This is a genomic window from Moritella marina ATCC 15381 (assembly GCF_008931805.1).
Taxonomy (GTDB): Bacteria; Pseudomonadota; Gammaproteobacteria; order Enterobacterales; family Moritellaceae; genus Moritella; species Moritella marina.
The window spans coordinates 212,418-234,680 of the sequence record NZ_CP044399.1 but is presented as its reverse complement, the minus strand read 5'-3'; the positions used below and the strand labels follow the sequence as shown (position 1 = coordinate 234,680).

The following is a 22,263-nucleotide window of genomic DNA, read 5'->3' as shown; positions in this document are numbered from 1 at the left end:
TCACTGTAAATTCAACTAAATGAAGCGTTATTTCATCGGTTGAGAAAGCTGTTGTAATGACATATCACCCGGTTCAATTGCCAGTACCATTCCAGCCGCCTCATCCCAAGAAAGAAAATCAATATTCATTTCAACATCGAGTCTTATTTGATTTAAATTACTCAACTCAATATTCATACGACCATCATCTAAAAACGTTAACGGCCCCTGTAACTGAACATCCTCAAGTAAATAACTGTGTAAGTTATGTGAAACAGCGCCACCTAATACACTCATGAATGGATTATCCATATAGATATCTAAATCAATTTTGAAATTGAGTCTACCTTCTTCTTCATTCCAGATAATGTAACCTGTTGGCACTTCTGTTTTACCATTAATGACAGGATAAAGCGGGCGCATAACCATGGTAGCTGTCGGTACTTCAGATTCAACAAGGCCAGCACCGAAGATACCAAGCATTGCCGCAACGTTGACACTCGAAGATATTAATTGCTCAGCATGAATCTTCACTGGAATACGATTATTATCAGCATCATATGCTCCAACTTCCGTTGGCATGAAGCCACTAATGTACGTTTTAGAATAATTACCACTACAGGTTTGATCTAACTCACAACCAACTGTCGCTCGGGTCAGTAACCCACTCGTTCCTAATAAAGATAATTTGGCAAAGTTACCACTGATAACGTCTTCTTTTACCTCATCCCAGCGGTAATCACGGTTGGTATCCGTTGTCGGCATCATCAGTGGATTAAACACTAAGTTATCAGCTGGTGCAGCACGAAATGGCATTAACATATCTGGACCACCTTGGTCTTCATGGGCATCCGCTATGAGTAAGCTTGTTTGCAAAGGATAACCTTGCGCACTACACAGCACTTGACCACTAGTACAGTCAACGCTACCTTTAGTTGCGCCTTCTGCTGAAATTAAAGAATAACGGTATACATTTGAACCTTGATCTTGCCAGTTATCGTTTGGTGAAAATGTTAAGATCTTATTCTCATACTTAAGCACACCAGGAACCGCTTCAATACAGCGATCAGAATCATTCGGATCAACAATTTCGACACGGAATGAACCAGTATTACACTCTTCACCTAGACTGATACTCGCTGCATCCATTTGCTGACTGAATGCCACAAAAATATCGCGATCTTCCTGTAAATTAAATATATTTAATTTTTGGTCTGTCACTAAACCACCAGCACAACGACCTGCAATATCAAGACTTAAATTAGTCTCTTCCATTGCGCACGAATAACCCGGCACCATACCTTCAACCATAGGTGCTGTATAACGCGCAGCAATCTCATCATGCTCGTTAAACTCTGTGCCTTGATCTTTATTCGGCGTAGAAAAATTTTGAGATACATAAGCACTATTACCGGCTAGATCTTTAATTGTACCGGTCACCGAATAAGCCGTTAATGGTAATAAGTTATCAGTAGGATCAATGACAATCGACGCACCATCTTGTGAAACAAAAGAATCAACAGCCACCCCATTTTCATCTTTTAATATAATGCTTTGTAATGAAGATAACGCTAACGGCTCATCATATGTAACGATAATATTATCACCCAAGCTAAAATGCTGAGTATTGGCATTAGGATAAGCAGAATGGAGTTTTGGCGATAATATATCCACAGCCATCTCTGGGGTTTCAGCTTCCGTATACGATTCCATGTGGAATGATACTTGCGCATGGGCACTATCAACGCCTAAGATCTTCACACCAATTTCGCTAACTGCATCAATAATCATCTTGGCACCTTCCGTTCTCACGGTACCCATCAATTCAAGATGCATAATGTTCTGACTTAAACCGCCGTTGGCTTTACCATTAAGTTTACCGTCTTCTTCATAGCCATCGGTCGTCATGGCTACATCCATAAACAGGTGTAACTGCTTAGGAGCATACTTATGCTCAGAACTGGTGTTATTAATTAAATAACCGGTCGCATCAGAAATGTTCGTCATACGGATATTGCCGGTATCAAAACCAGTTGGAAACTCGCCGCCTACTTTCACTGTTAAGCTAGAGCTATTTAAAATAGAACCTTTACGAATAACCAGTGGCGCAGCGTCATCAAAGTTACCCAAATTCGCTAATTCAGTCACTAAGTCAGAATCAACATAAGTGGTATCGTTACCACCAATCAGTACTGATTTAATCGTTACCGCATTAATCAGTTCACCCGAATAAGGTGATGCCTGGTTATTATCATTCATGGTGACGTTCATTGGTTTAAGTGCATGCTCACCCGAATCCAATACCGTGAAGATTTTTTCTAAACCGGCAAAACGGTTACCCGCCATATCTTTAACGCCATCACTGATGATAAGTTCATAGCTGGCGTCAATATCAAGATCAACTGCCGGATCAAAAGTGACATAGCGACCTTTGGCAATCAAATCACCAGTAATTTGCTCACTTGTACCTATTTTTTGAAATTTAAACGTATCACCAGTCACTAAGGTATTAGTATCAATGTCATTGGTCATGCGTAGACGTAATGTTGTGAACGTCGTAAACGGTAAATCATCGCTCGGGAAAAAACCATTTGTATCCAAGGCAAAGTTAGCCGAGTCTTTCGCTAAGCGAGTGGTAAAGGTAAGCGGATCTTGCGCTGTGCGCTCCGCTGTCAATTCAGCATTACCATCCGCTTCATTCAATAAATCAATTGCGTAAGTAACTGTGTACTGCTCACCCGATTTTAGCGCTTGTGTTGGTTTAAAAGCGAAACCATTCGTCGGTGGGTTATTAGGGTCTATCGCAAAACTTCCTTCAGTTACCTCTACCGATGTCACTTCAACGCTATTCCCCTTGCTGTCTGTAAGGCTAAATACTTGCGATGCAAAGGTATCTAGTGGATGCGAAAATGACAATAATACCGAAGTATTAACCGCCACATCAGCCTGACCATTCGATGGGAATGAATAGAACTCATGGGCGTCAAATAAACTTTGTGCTCGACGCTCTGCCAGTGCAGCTCGATTTTCTTCAGCGGTAAGTGCGACTTCTTCAGCTTGTTCATTTTCTTGTAATTCAACACCACAACCGCTAAGTGTGATCGCCGAGGCAACTAAACTCCCCTTAACAAAAGAACTAAAAAAAGGATTTAAACGCGTATTAATTATCTGCATAAGACCGCCTTAAAACTTAGTCGCGAATGAAAGTGAAATCGTTGACACTGTGCCTTCCAATTCAACTGAAGAATTATTTGCGCTGTCTTGATGAGTAATTGTGTGATCTGTTGGATCAAGTACCTGTAATTGATACGCTAGATCAATCTGCCAAGGGTAAGCCGTTAACCCCGTACCTTTATGAAAATACGATATGCCCGCACCAACAACCAATTTATCGGCACTTAAGTAATTCACATCCAGAGTGGCTTTTTCTGGATCTAGTGGTGACACTTCATAACTTGCACCTGCCATCAATTTAACGGTATCGTTAAAGTTAAGCTCCATGCCAGCGCGTGGAATAATGATATCTTCAAAGCCAACGCTTGCTTGGTCTTTCACCGTGTCGTTTAACATTAATGCATTTAAATCAGACCAGTTTTGTTGCTCTGCACTGAAGGCAAAGCTCACCATGCCCGCTTTAATACGCACTCCCGCAGAAATGATATCAGGCTGATATGCATCATACGTTAATAAATTAATGGGTAAATCCGTAACCGTTTGCGTAATCGTTGCTGCCGCTTTAATGTTTGCTTGGCCATAACTTTCACCACGGAAAGCAGCTGCAAAGGTAATGCCATTACCTGAGCAAGACGTATCACTGCCGCACATCATTCGACCAAAATCCAAGGTAATACCGGCAATAGGGGTGATCACCGGTTCCGCAGCAATAGCAACACTCTCGTTACCCGCCGCAGTACCATCGAGTTCACTTTCTAAATTCATCGCCGCATCCGCATGCAGAGATACTTGCGCACCACCACCAATCGTTAAACCTGGGACGATTTGTATTGAGCCTGACGCTGCAACAAACAGTGGTTTCTCACCATAATTGGCTAACTGACCCGTTTCTGATGTTGACGAGCTAAATGCCATCATCTCGGTACCGTAATTCTCAATACCAGCAATCAAACCAAAGTAAATTGGGTAAGAAAAATTAAACAGATTGGTGACATTAACATTCATGCCTGCAAGTATTGGTTGCGTTGCTTCATCAAATGCTTGCTCACCCGCAGTCATATCAGGCGTTGCTGATAATAAACCGACATACACCTCGCCTTGACCAGCAGTGGCTAGCGCAGATGGATTGTAATACGCTGCTGATGATTGTGAATTGAATAAAGAAAAAGATTGAGCAGAGGCAATATCAACAGGTGATAAACCAAATGTGGTGCCTAAATTACCCATACTCGCCTGAGCGGTACCCGCTGTCAGCGCGAAAGCTACCGATACAGCAAGTAGAGAGATGTTGTTAGACATTTTTTTGGTAGGCAGTGTCTTCTTAGTCATTGGTGCTAACTCCATTTAGCGAAACTAAAATAAGTATTCTCTAGTGGCTCCAGCCACAACAACGGAATACCTTCAAATTGTTGAACTTAATTAAACATACCCAAGTGGACACGTTGTCATTTCTAGGAGGTAAGATACATCAATCAGCCTAGAATATGTCAGTACCTAACTCGTATTATCTAATTATTCAGCATGTAACCATGTGAAAGTACGAGCTAAAATTACATACTAATCTCCAACGAGTCGAAATTGACCTAGCGATCAAATAACAATTTTATATAAGACTTCTAACATCGCGTATTTTTGAAAATCATCAGTCTTATTTTCATAACGTAGTGAGGGCCTTGATGAATTAAATTATAAAAAACAGCACTGTCTACAACAGGTGATCACTATACAGTCCATATCCGTAACCACTGACGTTGATGAGCCTGTATTTATTTTTTTCATCATACTTTTTTAAGAATGTTCTTAAATTAAACATTGCGACAGCCAGAGAATTTTCTGTCACTACTTGCTCTCCCCATACCAAGTCTAACAAACTGAATTTACTCACTATATCGTTTTCATTATCAAATAATAATTCAAGTAACTTAGCTTCTTTCCGACCTACTCTATCTAGTTTAAATTGTGGTGTATTAGTTTTTATCACACCACTTAAAAGGTTAATTTCAATGTGACCAATTTTTATATTTCTAACCATCTTATTTGATTCTAAAGTAAGTACATCTTTCATATCCAATCCTTGTGTTAATGCTGTTTAATCTAATGGAAAGTACATTTTAACTGTCAGTGTTATCAGCTATTAATTGGATAGTAATGTAATACCATGATTTTAAAAACGTGAATCAAGTATCTAGTTTCACATTCAAATGTTATTAGACAAATTACCAGTAAGTAGTCTGTTGAACAGAATGTGGATGAACAGATTTCTGAGGGGAGTTATACAAGAGAAAAGGAAGTAGACGGGCCCCCTTAATATTTAATTAATTTTTTTATAATGAAACCCTAATTACATTATTTTCAAATTAGTCTCTAATTAGATATTATTCTAGTTTTAGCGGGTATCAGTCATGTTAAAAAAAGAATGCAGTAAATGCCATGCTAAAGGTTTACACATGCGAGTAAAAAGAACATTCATTGAAAAGACACTTATACATAGGAAAGAGTATAAATTAAAATGCAATAACTGTAATTTATACTTCTTCATTCCGTTGGGATGTGCATATTAGCGTTCAGTAAAATGTAGCTAATTTATTTTACAATTCCAGCTACTTTTCTAAGCTGATTATCTAATGTCGGATGATAACAAACAACTTGATTCCGTCCCGTATTCTTAGCTGCATAAAGAGCTACATCCGCTTTATTAATAGCTTCATTGATCGAGCCATCAATAGACAAATATGATAACCAATAGACACAGTAAAACGAGGCACACCATCTGTTACTAAATGTTCGATCGTATACCTTAACCTTTTCATAATCACATCGATGTCGATCCTTTTATGCGGCTCAGCTCTCAGGATTATTAGAAACTCCTCCCCCTTCCCAACGAAATAATACATCCTGCTCTCTCATCGTTGATTTTATACATAGAGAAATAGATTTTATTTCATCGTCGCCAATGTCGTGACCATAAGTATCATTAATATATTTTAAGTTATCAATATCCAACAAACAAAAACACTTCACTTTATTATCAGTATTATTTTTCTTAAATGAATCTCGTCTTAGAAGTCCTGTTAACCCATCATATTTATAACGACCAAGTCGAACTTTAATAACTCGAAAATACAATAGACAAGAGAGCATTAGCACGGTAAATGTTGAACTGATAAACACAAAAAAATGTACCAGCATATTTACATTCATCGTAAAATATACTTTGTATGTCGAATCGACAAAATCAACATGGGTCATAGTCAAACCACTAACAACATTGTCCGTTATTTTTTCAATCGGTATATCAAAAGCACCAACACCAAAAAAAATACCGTCACGATAAACAGGGTATGAATAAATAATCATATCATCGTGAGGAGGGAATAAATTAGTATATATATCACTTACGCAAGGTTCCCCTGTTTTTTTCGCACATTGGTACCACATCCGAGTCCTCATATCTAAAGAAATTAATTTTGGATCTTCACTCGGATCATCGAAAAGGACATTTCCATTTTTGTAAACAAAATAAAGGTTATTATAGATCTCACTGTTCCAAAATATGTCAAGGAAATCGAGTCCATTACTACCACGAAAGATTCTTTCCATCTCTTTCGCTTTATACATTTCATGTTCAATATTGGTATAAGCATTTTGATAACTACTACTAAAAATAAAAAAAAGCGAACACGACGTGATCATAAAGCTTAAAATAATCATTTTTAAAGTGAATATAAAAGACATGTCACGCCACCAAAATACAATGAGAGACGCACTCTGGCTTATGGAAGTAAAAACCCTGAAAATAATCAATGCCTAATGACAACAACATCTCATAATCGTCGTGCAACTCAATACCTTCAACCAGTATTTTTGAACTTCGACCTTTAAATGTATCAATTAAAATTTTTAATTCCGCATAGTCACGATTATCTTTTTGCACTAAAAAGAACTCTCGGCTTATTTTTACTACTTCAGGTTTACACATTTCATAACGTTCAAAATCAGAAGCTTCGTTACCATAATCATCTAAGGCTATTTTATAACCTTGTCTTGATAACAATTGAGCTCCGATTGCTAATGACTGCTTACAAACTGCATGCCCTTCTGTTATTTCAGCAACCACGTTATTCCGAGATATATCATATTCTTTGAACATGTTATTAACATCATCAACAATATGAGGGTAGTATCTAATACGTTCAAAAAAACCAGGGGGTAAATTTAGAAATAGCTTTTTATCATTAGAGTAAAATCTTGATTTACGATAACTCACCAGATGCAGTTTATTAATTAAAAACAACAACTTATAATAACACTCGTCTTTTATCAAAAAATCGAAAAATATATCAGGACGGATCTGTTTATCACTTGAACCTATGTGTATACGAGATAATGCTTCGTAACCGATTGTATTTTCATCTGTATCGACAATAGCCTGAAATGCACTACGGATAATGTATTCCTTAAAGGAAAGTACATAGCTATCTTTTCTTTTACAATAATCAATATCCACTATTAAAACCTATCCATATAACTTATTAATTATTAATTATTAATTATTAATTATTAATTATTAATTATTAATTATGACTCGACCTCACATCAACAAATCTCATAATACTTAAACAAATGATCTTATAAATTAATATATTATTAAAATAAAATTAAGTTTAAATTGATTTCACAAGGTATTTTATTGAATTAAGTGTTTTTAATAAAAATATAATTATTTAATAATGATTATTATTGCTATTACTATAGAATAAACTCAAAACAACCATTACGCGACACGTAGTCACATAGTAATCAGGGAGAATATTATCAGTTATTGTGAGACAACAACCGAAGAGTATATAGAGATCGGCAGTGTTAAATTAAGCTTAAATTCAGGTTTGTACTTTGAAATCAATCATAAATCAGATATATCAGAATATAATAAACTTGGTAAAAGAGAATTGTTATTACTCACCTTTTTACTACAAAGCCCTAGGGAAGTAATAGGAAAGGAATTGATAGTGAAAACAGTTTGGCCTAATCGGATAGTAACGGATAGTTCATTAAATGTAACGGTGCATAATTTGAGGAAGTTCATTAAATCAGTATCAAGTAACATTATAATTAAAAATTTTTCAGGAGTAGGTTATGCCTTATATAAAAACGCTGCATCATAATTCAGTTATAATAAAAAATATTGAAAATGATTCATCAGCAGAATTTAACCTACTTGCTCAATCTATTGTAAGCCCTAAAAATAGAAAACTATTTGCATTAGAAATAACCTCTAATTTCAATCATCACTCTAAAAACAATGTCAATATTGAAAGGTTTTTCGATTCTATACCAGATGATTTTTTAAAAGAGTTAATGTTAATTAAGATAGAGGCGTTAAACAAGAATGAATCTATAATAAATGCTGATAATATCATCGCATCGATACATTGCCCATTCAACTTACTATCTGATAATGAATTTATTAAAAAAATAATCTCTTTAAGTAAAGTTAGATTAGCATTTGAAATTAATAGTTTTATTGAAAATACTTTAAATGATAATGCAAAATATTCGATCACACTACTAAAAGATCAAGGCCATGAGTTATGGTTAGATAATTTCACATCAGAAGATATACCTATTAATGTATTAAAAATAATCATGTGGGATAGAGTCAAAATTGATAAAACATTCATGTATAAACACATGAATAACAACTCTATTTTTTCAGCTCTATATGATTTCGTATCAAATAACTCGCTGAAAAAATTGATATTTAAAGGAATAGAATCAGATTATCAACATGATAGAGTTACAAAGTTAAACTGTCTTTGCCAGGGGTTTCTCTACTGTAAACCTTTCAACTTAGAAAGTATTGGGGGATAACAAATAAAGTCGCACCCAATATCCAAAAGTAATTACATGATGAGGCTCTTCATGTCTAAAAAGGATTATTGGAATAGATTCCATATCCATAACCGCTGACATTCACTAATTTATAATGCTTTCTTTCATCGTATTTTTTTAGTAATTTTCTTAAATTAAAAATGGTAACAGCAAGAGAGCTCTCAGTTACGATCTGTTCACCCCAGACCAAGTCTAATAATATCAACTTACTCACTATATCATTTTTATTATGAAGTAATAATTCAAGTGTTTTAACTTCTCTCCGACCAACTCTGTCAAATTTACATTCCTCCGTATTATGCTTAATTAAACCACTTGAAATATTAATTTCAACGTCACCAATTTTAATATTTTTCATTACACCATCTGACTTCATCAGCATAGCTACAACCTTAATTCAATAAAATTAAAACAAAAATACAACACCGAAGTCACTTTACTGAATAAATTTAAAAGTTAAACTTATTTTTAATATAATGGGTGGTTGTTTCAGCTAAATTACGTAAATGAAGGAAAGTTCATTCCTAATACGTAAAGATGCTAACCTCTCCTGTCTACGCTATTTAACTGTACACTGAATTTCCTTAACCATTATAGATACTAGCTTTAATATCTGGGATGTAACTCTAGCAGGTAGTTGATTTAATTGATAAAGCATTTCTTTTAGTTCTACCTCACCTATATTCAACCACTGAGTTATATCGCAAATACCTGTTATCAACCAAGGTAGATTAACTCTAAGTACCTTGCAAAGGGTTGGTAATAACTCAATGCTGGGTTGATACCTTCCAATACTCCAGTTATAAACTGTTTTAACCGACACATTACAAGCTATCGCTATAGTTTGATTTGAAATTTTTAGCTGACTTTTTTGTAATTTAAACCTTTGGCAGAAAGAGAGATGTTCTTGCATTTGATGCTGATAAACAGGTAAATAATTGACATGTCTAGATATATCCCGGGCGTTAATGATGTAGCCATGATTAATCTGAGTATGTAAGGACATCACCATATTAAAGACACTACGTAGCACATCGCCTCTTCTTTGAGGTTGCACTTCTTTAATTACATTAAGAAAATCAAAAAAATCATCAGGAAAAACATCATTCCATTGATGTTTTTCTACTTTTCCTGTGATAAGCCAAGGTATATTGGACTGAAGTCTAAAACACAATAATGAGATCACTTTTAATTCTGGAACTGATTTATTTTCACACCAATTATATACGGTACGCAATGTTACATTACAATAACGAGCAAGATCATACCGACTACTATTTACATCTTGGATTCTTAATTTGATGCGGTCCCCTATTTGTAAATGCTCTGCTGAAGTGTGAAATGTGTGATTATTATTCATTTTTATAATTGCCCGGAATGGATTAAAACATTCGAATTAAGTTAGAAAATCGTTAACATTATGCAAACATACATGAAATATCGCAAGTGAATGTAAGCTAATGTAAGCTAATGTTGATTACGTATTTTAGTTCATGTTTTTATTGATTTTTTCATTGAAAATAAAAGACACAGGTAACATCCATTTCTATTCACAAAGTAAATCATTAGGATTTATTATACCCCCCACGACTTGATTATAAATAAAATAAGATCTACTTGATAACCAGTTAACCTAAATTTAAATTTTTTAGACACCCATTTCAGGCTTATAAAATTCTATTATTAGACTTATTTCATAATCAGCTCTACGGTGACTAACTGCGATATTATCAATCTCTGTCATTTTTCGTCATTATTGATACTTAACTTGTCATTTTGTTGGCAGTAAAAAGCCTTTATTGGTTGCTTTAATAGAGTCATAGCTTGTTAAGCAGTCTTACACCAATAAGGGAACTGACCATGAAAAAATCAATCTTCGCAAAAACATTACTTATTACATCAATGGCGTGTACCAGCATCTCAGCAAACGCAGCAGAGCAAGACCCCCTAACAAATTGGGAAAAAGCCGGCGTATTTTCATCAACCATTATCGTCGGCACTATTGCTGGCGGCCCAATTGGCTTAGTACTTGGCGTGGCGGCAGGTGATTGGATTAATAACACTTGGGATAAATCGATTGAATCAGAGCAATTGATGGTTGAAAATCAGCAAATGACAGAAAACTTACTTGCCAGTGAATTACAAAATAATCAACTGCAACACGACGTATTGATTTTGGATAAGCAAATTCAAAACATTGCTGAAACTGAAGAAGTAAATCAACAATTAGTCATGGATGCTTTACAACTCGACCTATTGTTTGCAGTAAATCAAAGTGCGATTGATAACACCAATCAAGCACGATTAATGCAAATTGCCGATTACCTGATTGAAAACCCAAACATCAGTATCGTATTGTCAGGCCATGCAGACCCAAGTGGTAAAGAAGAATTAAACGAAAATTTAGCGCAACAAAGAGCTGTCTCAGTACAAGATAAACTCATTGCGTTTGGTGTAAATGAATTGAATATCCAAGTGCAATCATTTGGTGCCGAACTCGCGAGTGCCGAACTCGGTGAGTTAATTCAATACCCACGCGATCGTAAAGTCAGCGTCGAATTTATCGATAACTTAGCAACTAAAGACGCTGCTGAAATGGCAATGCAATTTTAACCACACTTATTATCCCCGTGAAATTTAGGCTGGCGATAGGACCGGAGCTCAATAAGGAGCCTCCTGCAATACTTCGCTAGCCCTTTCCTTTTCTTCATAGATCTTCAATTTTATTACCCGTCCAAACACCTAAATTAAACCTAAACATTTATTCACTCTTATTCACCTCACGTCATACAATTATATTTATATTTAATATCAACAACCTATAGTCAGACCACCTTTATTGAGTTTTCCTGATTTAAGTTGATTTTAATATTCACTCTGTTTTAAATAAGCTGTCGTTAATCTCAAAGCAGGCCACTGTACTTAGTATTAGCAAACTGTTTTGAAAGCATACGTAATAAATATTTCAATGACGGGACGTAAAATGAATAATCGTTTTAAATTAACATTACTCGCTGCCAGCAGCATACTTCTAACAGCATGCGGTGGTGGTTCAAGTAGTAACGACAGCAGCAACAATAAAACAACGCCACCGAATACGAATAGCGCCGTAATTTTTGAAAATGGAATACAAGCTATTCGCCCAGGCTACACACCTTTAAGATTAAACGTCGTCAATTTACGTCGTGAACCAGCCAGTTTTACGATAAGCCAGCCCAGCGCTGGCGGAAAAAGCGGCGAATATACAAAATACATAAAAAGCGATTTGCCTCAAGTAAGTGACAATATGCTGCAGACTGAATGGAGAAACGGTAATGACCACAGCATACAAATTAAAAATACTAATCTAGACACTGCATTGGATGTCAAAGTTACCGATTTAAATGCGAATACTCCTTGGGAAATTAAAGAGCAAATAACAGCTGGAAATGAAGAGGCTGGCCACATATTAATTTTACCGCGTGTTACCGATATTGACGGTCAAGTTCCTGTGGCATTTATCGAAGGTAACCTCGATTTTGATGAGCATAACAGCGAAGGTCAAATCAGTTTTGTTAATCGCTTTCAACATTCAAACCTGTCTGAAAGTGAATCTAACATTTGCTTAGCAATGATTGATGATAATGGTCAGGTAGCATCGGTTGAAGACAACCTTGCTCAATCCGAAGCCACCGAGTTGCTCGATAGTACCAAGCTAGGTCTGGAATCGATGAGAAGACTTGTTGTAGTGACGAACACGACACTTAATCCTCAAGATCGATTCACAGAAGTGACACCAGCACAATTGCAAGCCATCGATACAGTCTGCCCAAATCATACCGTCGGTAACGGGGAAAACATATGGACAATAGAAGTGGCAACACGTATGGACACCATGATAACAGATATCATTTATAGCCCTGAAGATGGGGAGGTAGCACGCTTTGAGCGCTCGGCGACACTACCTTCACTAAAATGGGCATCTGAGATCGACTACCAAATAACGCCAAATAACCTTAAATAACTCTGGTTCAATCTAATTGAGATAATAAACGCGTTGTTCATTCAACGCGCTTATTAGTTTTCAGCCTTTTTTAATAAATACTCACTCACTCGATTTAACTTCTTGAGTCGCGGTTTCATTGGATTTGTCTTTAAATAATTTTTAGCCAAAAAATAGGTTAAGGCTTTTTTTACACGAAAAAAAGAAACCTGTTTGATTGACAACAATAATTGGTTAGCCCTGTTTAAATCACCGGATAATGCATAAGCGACCGCTAGTTTCAAACGCGTATCTGCAAGTTTATCAGGTAATCCTTGTTGTAAATATTCAATTGATTTTTGTAATGTTTGCGTATCTTTATTTTTGGTATATTGATTTAATAATACCCGCCCATAAGCACCAAATACTAATGGGCAATCTCGATCACAAAGTTCTGTTGATTGTGCTAATTTAGCGACAAATTCAGTATTGTCTTCAATATCCTGACTGTACGCTAACGCCGTTAACTGTAATCGATCCATCGACCTTGTCGGATCATGAGCTTGCTTTAAGTTAGCGAACGCTATCGCCAATACCCTCTTTTTATTTTCGCTGCTGGCTAACCTATCCAACAACAGCAGTAATAGGTCATCTAATTCGCCATCAAGCTGATCAAACGAGAGTGATTTTGTTGTCAATTCAATATCTGCATTAACGCCATCAATAACCAAGTTTAGCTTCAACATATTTCCGGAATACCGCAAAATAGGTTTGATTTCGATGACTTCATTACGCTCAAAGTGATAACTCTCAGGGCAAATTTGCTTTGCTGCGGGAGTTGAACATTCAAAGTGCACATCTACATTTTCCCCTGCAAACGAATTCTTTAAGCCATAAAATAAAAATCCAGATAATGCATGACTAATAGGATCCGCAGGGATTTCACCTGATCGCGTAATAATTAAAGCGGGAGAGACCACGATAGTTTTATTATTTTTCGGCCATAACGAGGTAATTAAAGCCGCGACGATGAGGATAAAAGTAAAACCATAACCAATAGCTTTAATGCTTACCAGTGGGGGTTTGTTTAAATTTTTCGGCTGGGAATCTAACGCTTTATTCTTTTTGATACTCGTATATTTTGAAGATAAAGAGCCTGTCTCATCAACAAATACCGTTGGAATATTATCTTCAGGAAAACTAACCAATCCGATAAATGAATAACCTTTACGTGGATTCGTTATAATCATTTCAGGTGATTTACTGTTATCACCTAATAGTTTTCGCAATTTACTGATAGATTGATTTAATGAGTTTTGAGTCACGACCATATTTGGCCAAACAGCTTCAAATATTCGCTCTCGAGAAACAATATTACCCTGTGCACTAACCAGTAAAAGTAATAACTGAATCAATTGCGGCTCAATTTTTTGTATTTGTTGATCTTTGCTGATAGTTTGCTTCTTCGGATCAATCATTAAGCTATCACCAATATAAAACAATCGAGGATTTTCATACAGCGTAATCATATACGGTCTCTGTAGAGCAGGAAAAAAGAAGGGGAATGCATTATATACTCAAATTTGCTAAAAGTGCGAGTTTAGCTTGGACAAGTAAGAGACGTCGTTAATATTTATATAACAGCTAAACTCAATGACTCCTTTGTGTCGCTACCATTTTTATACCTCGCCATAAGCACATAGACAATAATTACTGAATTTATCACTCTTTTCAAAACTAACATCTCCTTGTTCTATACTGAAATAGCCTTCGTAATATACTTAAAGAGTATTTTATGATCTAAGTAACAGTTTACTAGCCCCAAATAAGTATATTTAAAGGTGTAGATACATTACTCACGACTACTTGTTAGTCCCATCTTAACCAGGAGCTTCATCATGACCATTAACAACATCCTCTGCCCGACCGATTTTTCAGACACGGCAAACAAAGCGATAAATTACGCTGCAGAAATGGCAATCACACATGATGCGACCTTGCATTTAGTCAGTGTAATTAATGAGATCCATGGTTTCGATAGTTTCCAAGTGCTCGCTATCACACCAAGTGACATTCACGAACACATGCTCAAAATAACCCAAGAAAAACTCGATGAACTCACGACAGAACTCAAACCAAGTCTGCCACGACATACGGCGGTACTCGAAGGGCACCCATCAACAGAGATCGTCCAAGCGGCTGTCGATTTTGATTGCGACATGATTGTTATTGCTAGTCATGGTCGTACCGGTTTAGAGCACATACTAATAGGCAGTGTTGCTGAATCAGTTACCCGCCATGCCCATTGCCCAGTATTGATTGTAAAATAAATTAGCAAAAACAAGAAAGCCCCTGTTAATAGCACTCGTTAATGGGGGTGTTCTGATTTTAAAATTGAACGATAGAAATATGGATAAATCAATGTCATTGACGTGGTGTTAATGTCAACGCTAAATTAGTTGGCCGCATGGTGAATGCAAATTCTTCACCGACTTCAGGTGCCTGTTCTGGCTGGTTAATCACATAGTACCAACATAGACGCGCAATAACCGCCTTACCTTCCATCATCGCTAAACGCTCACCAGGGCAATGTCGCGCCCCTGCACCAAATGGTAAATGACTGCTTTGTAAATGCGGGCATACAGGCTTGTCCGATGTTGCTAACCAACGTTCAGGATTAAATTGTTCAGGACATTCCACGACTTTGTCATCTAAACCACCGGGACGCGTTAATACAAAAATAGCCGTACCTTTGGGTAATTTAATGCCATTACTTAATACTGTATCCTCTGTTGGCTCAGCAGAAATAAGCGGCGCAGTGCCTTTTAGCCGTAACCCTTCACGCAATATAGCTTCAATCACGTCAAACTGTTCTAAGGCCGCTAAATCCAACATTTCGATATCACCACAAACACGTGAGACTTCATCAATAACTTGCTTTTGTAAATCAGCATTTTGCGCTAAATAATATAAAGTCCAAGCGAGCATGTTAGATGTAGTATCTTCGCCTGCGAGTAATAAGGTTAGAATGTTGGCAAACAATTCATCATCCGTTAACTTCCCCTCTTCACTGTCACTCGCCACGATCATCGCTTGTAAAATAGTTTCAGGCTCATCAGCAAGAACACTATTTTCAGCAAGCTCCGCCTTGGCTTTACTTATCATACTGACAGCTAACTGATACACATCTTCACGGGCTTTATCGACCCGGCGGCTTTCTGCTGTGCGAATATAGCGCCACCACGGAAACGGGTATTTACCGCGTTTATTGAGCGCTCGAAACAAGAGATCAATATTATCTCGCAGCGTCGTATCGGCATTACCCGATAGCATATTGGTTTGATAACCAAAAACCAGACCGGTAGTAATATCTATGGTGAAATGTTGCAGTAATTCATGCACATTAAATTGACGACCAAGCGCAATTTTTTTATCAATCGCGGTTTGTAAATTAATGGATAATGATTTTAGATGGGGAACAAAACTAGCCAGAGTGCGGTAAGAAAAAGCGGGCATGATAAGTCGTCGTTGCCGTTTCCACTTGTCACCATTACTAGAAAAAACGCCGTGAATACCTAAATCATCAAACAACCACTCTAAACGCTCTGTTCGGTTAAATAACTTAGGCCGTTGTTTGATAATTTCAAGACCGACTTTAGGATCGGAAATAACCACATATTGCTTATTCAACAGTTTCATTTGATAAGCAGGGCCATATTCTTTCGCCCATTGTTCTAAGTTGGAATGAAATGATTCAGGTGAGATCTGAGCAAAATTACCGATCAGAGGGGCTTTTTTAGGCCCCGGTAATTCATCGATAGACAGCATCGATAAACTCGATACGTTTACATCCTTAACCGTTTTAGCATTCATCTTACTTTCCCTGTATTGTTAACTAGCGCAGAATTTAAACCGCTACCATTAACAATAGAGTATCCATGTTAAGATCGCATTACAGTTTATTCTCTTTAGTAAATTCATTGAACCAAGTTGGAATACGCTCTTCTAACCAATACTTTGGTTTTAATATGGAACCATAAACAAAACCAACATGACCACCATAACGGCTTAACTCAAATAAAATATTATCTGACATATCTTCAAGCTTTGGGATCACCTTTTTCGTTAAAAACGGATCGTCTTCGGCATGAATAAATAAGGTTGGGGTTTGAATTTTATGCAAAAACTGCAAACTGCTGCACTGGCTATAATAATCTAACGCATCTTTAAAACCATGTAACGGCGCCGTAACACGATCGTCAAACTCAACAAAGGTATTCAATTTTTTAACTTGCTTGGTAGTCATATCTAACGCTGAGCGCATATCTAAATGTTCAAACTTACGCACCACACTATCTTGTAAACGTTTGATTAATCGGCGTTGATAGGCTTTAGAAAAACCTTTTTTAATCCGTTCTGCACTTTCTGCCAGCAGTAATGGCGCAGAAACAATGGAAGCAGCTAATAACTGCGATTTTGTACCCGTTTGGGCTAAATAGTGCGTTAATACACTGCCACCAAGCGAATAACCGACCGCGAATAACGGCGCATTAGGATAACGTTTAGCCATCAAGCCAATGACATAGCCTGCATCACTGGTATCACCAGAATGATAAGCGCGTAATAAACGATTCGATTCTTCACTGCAACCACGGAAATGCATAACTAAACCGACCCAACCCGCCGCAGTCACAGCACGCATGATCCCTTTTACATAAGGGGATTCGACAGAACCTTCCAGCCCATGGAATATGACCACAATCGGTTTATTATTTTCAGCTGCAGGCAAGTCCGTCCAAGCCAGATCAAGAAAATCACCATCTTCCAGCTCTAGCCTTTCATTAATCGTCGTTAATTTCAGATTGCGGCGACTAATCGTTGGCAACATGGTTTGTAAATGCGCGTTACGGATCCACCATTGGGGCTGAAATTGACTCGGTTGAAACATTTATAGCTACCTTTATTTAACCAATTGGCTATTTAAACAACGTCTTGCATTTTATTTTATGTTTTATGATAACACCACTCGCGCATTTTTGAATAACGTCACGACTAATTTAAATAATACAGCGACTCGTTTAATTACGACCCGTTGAGTAATTGATACCGTCAGGGTTAATAATGTTGTAAACTGAAAATAATTTTACTTATAACCAGTGCCATTAATGAATTACATAGAACTTGAATCTTATTCTCGAAAGTGGATATTTAATCATAAATCGCTGCCTGTTAGCAGCGATGATCTCATTAACATCAAGCCCTTCAGCAAAGCTAGAGCAGGTCAACTGTGGAGCCAACTGATTAGCTCACAATGTAACTTTACCGATCAATTTGGTAAGGGTGATTGGCCGCATGACCAAAATACTTGGTCACAAGAGGCTGACTGGCAGCAAGCTTGGGATAATGACGATAATAATGATTTACCTGAAGAAGTGCTAGCGCATCTAACATGGGACGATAACAGTAAAGTTTATTTTTGCTATGAACGTTTTAACATGATTGAAACGAACTGGGGCACATTTAAACGTAACTGGAAAAACTTTTTGTTTTACGATGACGGCGCTATTTTAATTTCTGCAAAACGTAAAGAAGCACTTTCATTTCAACAGGACGGTACCGTACTAATTGGTACTCGCGCACCTGTTTCACCAGTAAAATAAAGAGCCATTATGCATACATCTTGTAGCTGTGGCTTGGCAATGCCTTTCAAAGATTGCTGCGGTAAATACATTTATGGTACAGCCGCAGCGGCAACTGCCGAGCAATTGATGCGTTCACGATATAGTGCTTATGTACATAACGTGCCCGTGTATTTAATGGCAACCCATCACCCCGATTTTATTGCCGATTTAAATGAAGATTTAATTGCTGAAACCGCAGAGAATACCCAGTGGTTACGATTAGAAATAATCATGAGCCAAGGTGATGAAGAAAGCGAAACCGGCATTGTTGAATTCAAAGCATGGTTTCAAGATGGCGAAGGTGAAGCATGTCTACATGAACGCTCTCACTTCATCGCTCAAGACCAGCTGTGGTTTTACACCCACGGAGAGCTAAATCCAGCACCACTCAAGCAAGGCCGCAATGATGCCTGTTTATGTGGTAGTGGTAAAAAACACAAGAAATGCTGTGGCTAACAGCAGTAAAAAATACTGCACTGTCACCTCAAAATAGACAATAAACACAGCTACTATGGCTAAACGAATACAAGAAAAAAGTACTCTGTTTAGCCATAAACAATTAAACATCAAATTAAAGTAGTAAACATCATGGAAAAGAAAATATTACTGGCGGATTGTCCCGATCAAAAAGGGCTTATCTCAAAGATCACCAACATCTGTTACAAACACCAGCTCAACATCAGTAACAACACTGAATTTGTCGATCGCACCCACAATCGCTTTTTCATGCGTACCGAACTCGATGGCATATTCAACGATGAAACTTTACTTGCTGACCTCGATAGTGCATTACCAACCGGTTCACACCGCAAACTAGTATCTGCAAGCCGTAAACGTATCGTCATTTTAGTCACTAAAGAAGCGCATTGCCTTGGTGATATTTTAATGAAGAATTATTACGGCGGCTTGGATGTCGAAATCGCTGCAGTCGTCGGTAATTACGATAACCTCGCTGAATTAGCCGAAAAATTTGATGTCCCTTATCACACTGTATCTCACGTAGGCATTACCCGTGAAGAACATGAAGAAAAGATCATTGAAACCGTTTCAGCGTATCAGCCCGATTATGTTATTTTGGCAAAATATATGCGTATTTTAACGCCCAATTTTGTTGCTGCGTTTGAAAATAAAATCATCAATATCCATCATTCGTTCTTACCTGCTTTTATTGGTGCACAACCTTATAAACAAGCATTCGAACGTGGCGTAAAAATCATTGGTGCAACTGCCCACTACGTCACCAATAATTTGGATGAAGGGCCTATTATCTTACAAGACGTGATCCACGTAGATCATAAATACAGTGCCGAAGATATGGCGCGTTCAGGTAAAGACGTAGAAAAATCAGTGCTCAGTAAAGCACTACGTCTCGTACTTGAAGAACGTGTATTTATTTATGAAAACCGCACAGTCGTATTCTAATCGGCTTATGTTAACGTCAATAGGGATAAACCCATGTACATTGTGGGTCTACCCCTACTTCCCGACATATTTACCTTTACACACCTAACTAAATTGTTAATATTAATAACTTATTTTCAATTAAACGGTTCATTATGCTCACAATTATCTTTACCGCCTTACTCAGTAGCATCTTCACAGCATTGACCTTTCTCTATGTCTTCAATCAGATCATTAAGCCTTATATCACCACGCAAATGGCCTTAGTAAAAGAAGAGGCAGAAGCGACAATTAATCAAGCTTCACCACAAATAAGTAAAGATATTGCCGATGCAATCGAAGCTAAAATTGCCGAAATACAGCCCGAATTAGAAGCGCATGTAAAACAAGAACTCGATCAAATTATCGATGAATTCCTACCTCAGCTGAGTAAAGAAGTCGAAGATGGTGTCGATAACTCGTTTAAAAAGTTTATTCCGACCATGATGGGCTCTGCTGCAACTATGCCTGCTGAAACGCTAATAAAAACCAGCTCGACCTTATTTAACACTGGGATTGGTATTTTAAGAAGTGTCACTCCGGATGTGAAAAAATAGTCTAACTGCGTGATCCAGTCTGCACTTTAAAAAATCGTACTTGCAACTGGATCGACCTGCCTATAAACAAAATTAATGTAAACTGGTGTTTTCATTATCGTAGCTTAATTAAATATGTTTCTAAACGAATTCTATTCTCAAAAAGACAGCTCTTTTCGCTTTACTCAACAACAAGCTAGTCGCTTTGCTAAAACGGTAGCAAACGATTATAACAAGATCCATGATGTGGATAATAAACGTTTTTGTGTACCTGGCGACTTACTTTTTGCTGTGTCTTTGGCTAAATTCGGTTTATCTGAAACAATGAAAATTGATTTTACCGGCATGGTTAAAAACGACACTGATCTGCAATTCTCCCCACTGCTAGACAATAAAACTGAAATACTCAATTCCGAGCAAAAATCTTTTATGGAATTAGAGTTAAGCGGTCAATCGTCCCATGATGAAAGTATCATCAGTAAAATCATTAAAGAATACGTGCAATTTTCAGGTAAGAATTTTCCGCATGTGATGGTGCCCCTGATGCGCACTGAAAACCTGATGTTCAATCCTGCTCGTGCGCTAATCATGTATAAATCGATGCAAATAAACATGCTCCGTGTTGATGTTAACAGCATTGAGTTAATATTTGATGAGGCACTAATCGAAGTCCAAGGGAAACGTGCAACGGTGACGTTTAAGTTCGACTTTTACGAAGGTGATAACAAAGTCGGCACAGGCCAAAAAGAAATGATCTTAAGTGGCCTTATCCCGTATGAAGAATCGGTCATGGCGGGTGTCATTGCCGATTATCAAGCTGCAAAAACGAAATATCTTGCTGCTGCAAGCTAATTAGTTATTACGTTTTTTTATTAACGCTATTTAATATGGTCGAGCGGTAATACCGTTCGACTTAAAACATTCCGTAACATAAAGCTCGATCTCACCCCAGTTACCCCTTTAATACGCGTCAGCTGCCCTAATAATAATTCTTGGTAATGATCCATATCCGGCACTATAACCTTTAACTGAAAATCGGCATCACTACCGGTGATAATACAGCATTCCATGACACCAGGGATCGTGGCAATCTCAGCTTCAAAATTATCAAAACGCTCTGGCGTATGGCGATCCATACTGATGTGAATATAAGCCGTCAGCTTTAAACCCAGTTTAGCTTGATCAAGTAAGGTCACGTGCTTATCAATTAACCCTAATTCTTCTAAATGCTTAACACGACGTGAGCAAGGTGACGCCGACAGCCCAATTTTATCAGCTAACTCTAAATTACTGATCCGGCCATTTTCTTGGATTAAGTTTAAAATTAATTTATCCGTACGATCAAGTTTCATCTTTGCATCTCCGTATTATCACATTACACACGTTATAAAGGCATAAAAAGCCAATCCCTCAGGTCATTGTCGCCTCAATTTAATAAAAGTAAGAATACAAATAGCGCACCAAAACAACATAAGGGTTAATTATTGCCAATAAATAGCTAAAATACAAATGTAATTGCTAGCAAGGTGATAATTAATGCAAACATCGCAAGCACATTCCAAATCGTTATGGCTATACTAAACCCAGTTAAAGATAACGC

At 37.3% G+C, this 22,263-nt stretch carries 21 protein-coding genes; 10 read left to right on the top strand and 11 right to left on the bottom strand.

The window, feature by feature from the left end:
- Positions 1-27 precede the first annotated feature (27 nt).
- The 5 genes from FR932_RS01160 to FR932_RS01140 all read right to left on the bottom strand — a co-directional run bounded on the left by FR932_RS01160 (position 28) and on the right by FR932_RS01140 (position 7,660).
- Positions 28-3,153, bottom strand: a complete 3,126-nt coding sequence (locus FR932_RS01160; RefSeq protein WP_019440835.1) for an Ig-like domain-containing domain — start codon at positions 3,151-3,153, stop codon at positions 28-30.
- A 9-nt stretch (positions 3,154-3,162) separates the two neighbouring features.
- A complete protein-coding gene (locus FR932_RS01155; protein WP_019628841.1) occupies positions 3,163-4,482 on the bottom strand; it encodes an OmpP1/FadL family transporter in 1,320 nt (439 codons plus the stop codon).
- A 376-nt stretch (positions 4,483-4,858) separates the two neighbouring features.
- Positions 4,859-5,218: a winged helix-turn-helix domain-containing protein gene (locus tag FR932_RS01150; RefSeq protein ID WP_019440833.1), complete on the bottom strand. Its 360-nt coding sequence runs from the start codon at positions 5,216-5,218 to the stop codon at positions 4,859-4,861.
- 776 nt (positions 5,219-5,994) lie between these two features.
- Entirely contained in the window at positions 5,995-6,888 is an 894-nt protein-coding gene (locus tag FR932_RS01145; RefSeq protein ID WP_026032096.1) for a diguanylate cyclase, read from the bottom strand.
- A gap of 1 nt (position 6,889) precedes the next feature.
- On the bottom strand, positions 6,890-7,660 hold the full coding sequence (locus tag FR932_RS01140) for an EAL domain-containing protein (RefSeq protein WP_019440832.1): 771 nt from the start codon (positions 7,658-7,660) through the stop codon (positions 6,890-6,892).
- A 379-nt stretch (positions 7,661-8,039) separates the two neighbouring features.
- Between FR932_RS01140 and FR932_RS21855 the strand changes: the two genes are divergently transcribed.
- Positions 8,040-8,318, top strand: a complete 279-nt coding sequence (locus tag FR932_RS21855; RefSeq protein ID WP_157770068.1) for a winged helix-turn-helix domain-containing protein — start codon at positions 8,040-8,042, stop codon at positions 8,316-8,318.
- Positions 8,290-9,024: an EAL domain-containing protein gene (locus tag FR932_RS01130; protein WP_019440831.1), complete on the top strand. Its 735-nt coding sequence runs from the start codon at positions 8,290-8,292 to the stop codon at positions 9,022-9,024. Before FR932_RS21855 ends, FR932_RS01130 begins: the two co-directional genes overlap by 29 nt.
- Positions 9,025-9,079: 55 nt before the next feature.
- Here the strand turns inward: FR932_RS01130 and FR932_RS01125 are convergent, their stop codons facing one another.
- Together FR932_RS01125 and FR932_RS01120 are read right to left on the bottom strand one after the other, a co-directional pair.
- The gene (locus FR932_RS01125; RefSeq protein WP_019440830.1) at positions 9,080-9,427 is read right to left on the bottom strand and encodes a winged helix-turn-helix domain-containing protein; all 348 of its coding nucleotides are present in this window, start codon (positions 9,425-9,427) and stop codon (positions 9,080-9,082) included.
- Between the two features lie 177 nt (positions 9,428-9,604).
- The gene (locus tag FR932_RS01120) at positions 9,605-10,405 is read right to left on the bottom strand and encodes a helix-turn-helix domain-containing protein (protein WP_019440829.1); all 801 of its coding nucleotides are present in this window, start codon (positions 10,403-10,405) and stop codon (positions 9,605-9,607) included.
- Between the two features lie 500 nt (positions 10,406-10,905).
- Here FR932_RS01120 and FR932_RS01115 point away from each other — a divergent pair, with 500 nt between their 5' ends.
- Together FR932_RS01115 and FR932_RS01110 are read left to right on the top strand one after the other, a co-directional pair.
- Positions 10,906-11,658 (top strand): OmpA family protein, encoded by a 753-nt coding sequence (locus FR932_RS01115; RefSeq protein ID WP_019440828.1) that lies wholly within the window; start codon positions 10,906-10,908, stop codon positions 11,656-11,658.
- Positions 11,659-12,028: 370 nt separating this feature from the next.
- Positions 12,029-13,048 carry a hypothetical protein gene (locus FR932_RS01110; RefSeq protein WP_019440827.1) on the top strand — a complete coding sequence of 340 codons (1,020 nt, stop codon included), beginning with the start codon at positions 12,029-12,031 and terminating at the stop codon, positions 13,046-13,048.
- A 53-nt stretch (positions 13,049-13,101) separates the two neighbouring features.
- Here FR932_RS01110 and FR932_RS01105 read toward each other — a convergent pair whose 3' ends face one another.
- A complete protein-coding gene (locus FR932_RS01105) occupies positions 13,102-14,535 on the bottom strand; it encodes a winged helix-turn-helix domain-containing protein (protein WP_019440826.1) in 1,434 nt (477 codons plus the stop codon).
- Between the two features lie 369 nt (positions 14,536-14,904).
- Between FR932_RS01105 and FR932_RS01100 the strand changes: the two genes are divergently transcribed.
- Positions 14,905-15,336 carry a universal stress protein gene (locus FR932_RS01100; RefSeq protein WP_019440825.1) on the top strand — a complete coding sequence of 144 codons (432 nt, stop codon included), beginning with the start codon at positions 14,905-14,907 and terminating at the stop codon, positions 15,334-15,336.
- Between the two features lie 94 nt (positions 15,337-15,430).
- Here the strand turns inward: FR932_RS01100 and FR932_RS01095 are convergent, their stop codons facing one another.
- Positions 15,431-16,879, bottom strand: coding sequence for a cytochrome P450 (locus FR932_RS01095; RefSeq protein WP_019440824.1), 1,449 nt, complete (start codon positions 16,877-16,879; stop codon positions 15,431-15,433).
- Between the two features lie 79 nt (positions 16,880-16,958).
- Positions 16,959-17,954, bottom strand: coding sequence for a hydrolase (locus FR932_RS01090; protein WP_019440823.1), 996 nt, complete (start codon positions 17,952-17,954; stop codon positions 16,959-16,961).
- A gap of 217 nt (positions 17,955-18,171) precedes the next feature.
- Here FR932_RS01090 and FR932_RS01085 point away from each other — a divergent pair, with 217 nt between their 5' ends.
- The 5 genes from FR932_RS01085 to FR932_RS01065 all read left to right on the top strand — a co-directional run bounded on the left by FR932_RS01085 (position 18,172) and on the right by FR932_RS01065 (position 21,515).
- Entirely contained in the window at positions 18,172-18,666 is a 495-nt protein-coding gene (locus FR932_RS01085) for a DUF2947 domain-containing protein (protein ID WP_019440822.1), read from the top strand.
- Between the two features lie 9 nt (positions 18,667-18,675).
- Positions 18,676-19,143, top strand: coding sequence for a YchJ family protein (locus FR932_RS01080; RefSeq protein ID WP_019628842.1), 468 nt, complete (start codon positions 18,676-18,678; stop codon positions 19,141-19,143).
- A gap of 132 nt (positions 19,144-19,275) precedes the next feature.
- A complete protein-coding gene (purU, locus tag FR932_RS01075; protein WP_019440820.1) occupies positions 19,276-20,109 on the top strand; it encodes a formyltetrahydrofolate deformylase in 834 nt (277 codons plus the stop codon).
- Between the two features lie 134 nt (positions 20,110-20,243).
- A complete protein-coding gene (locus FR932_RS01070) occupies positions 20,244-20,684 on the top strand; it encodes a hypothetical protein (protein WP_019440819.1) in 441 nt (146 codons plus the stop codon).
- Between the two features lie 114 nt (positions 20,685-20,798).
- Positions 20,799-21,515 (top strand): DUF3581 family protein, encoded by a 717-nt coding sequence (locus FR932_RS01065; protein ID WP_019440818.1) that lies wholly within the window; start codon positions 20,799-20,801, stop codon positions 21,513-21,515.
- 26 nt (positions 21,516-21,541) lie between these two features.
- Here FR932_RS01065 and FR932_RS01060 read toward each other — a convergent pair whose 3' ends face one another.
- Positions 21,542-22,015, bottom strand: a complete 474-nt coding sequence (locus FR932_RS01060; protein ID WP_019440817.1) for an Lrp/AsnC family transcriptional regulator — start codon at positions 22,013-22,015, stop codon at positions 21,542-21,544.
- Positions 22,016-22,263: the final 248 nt, after the last annotated feature.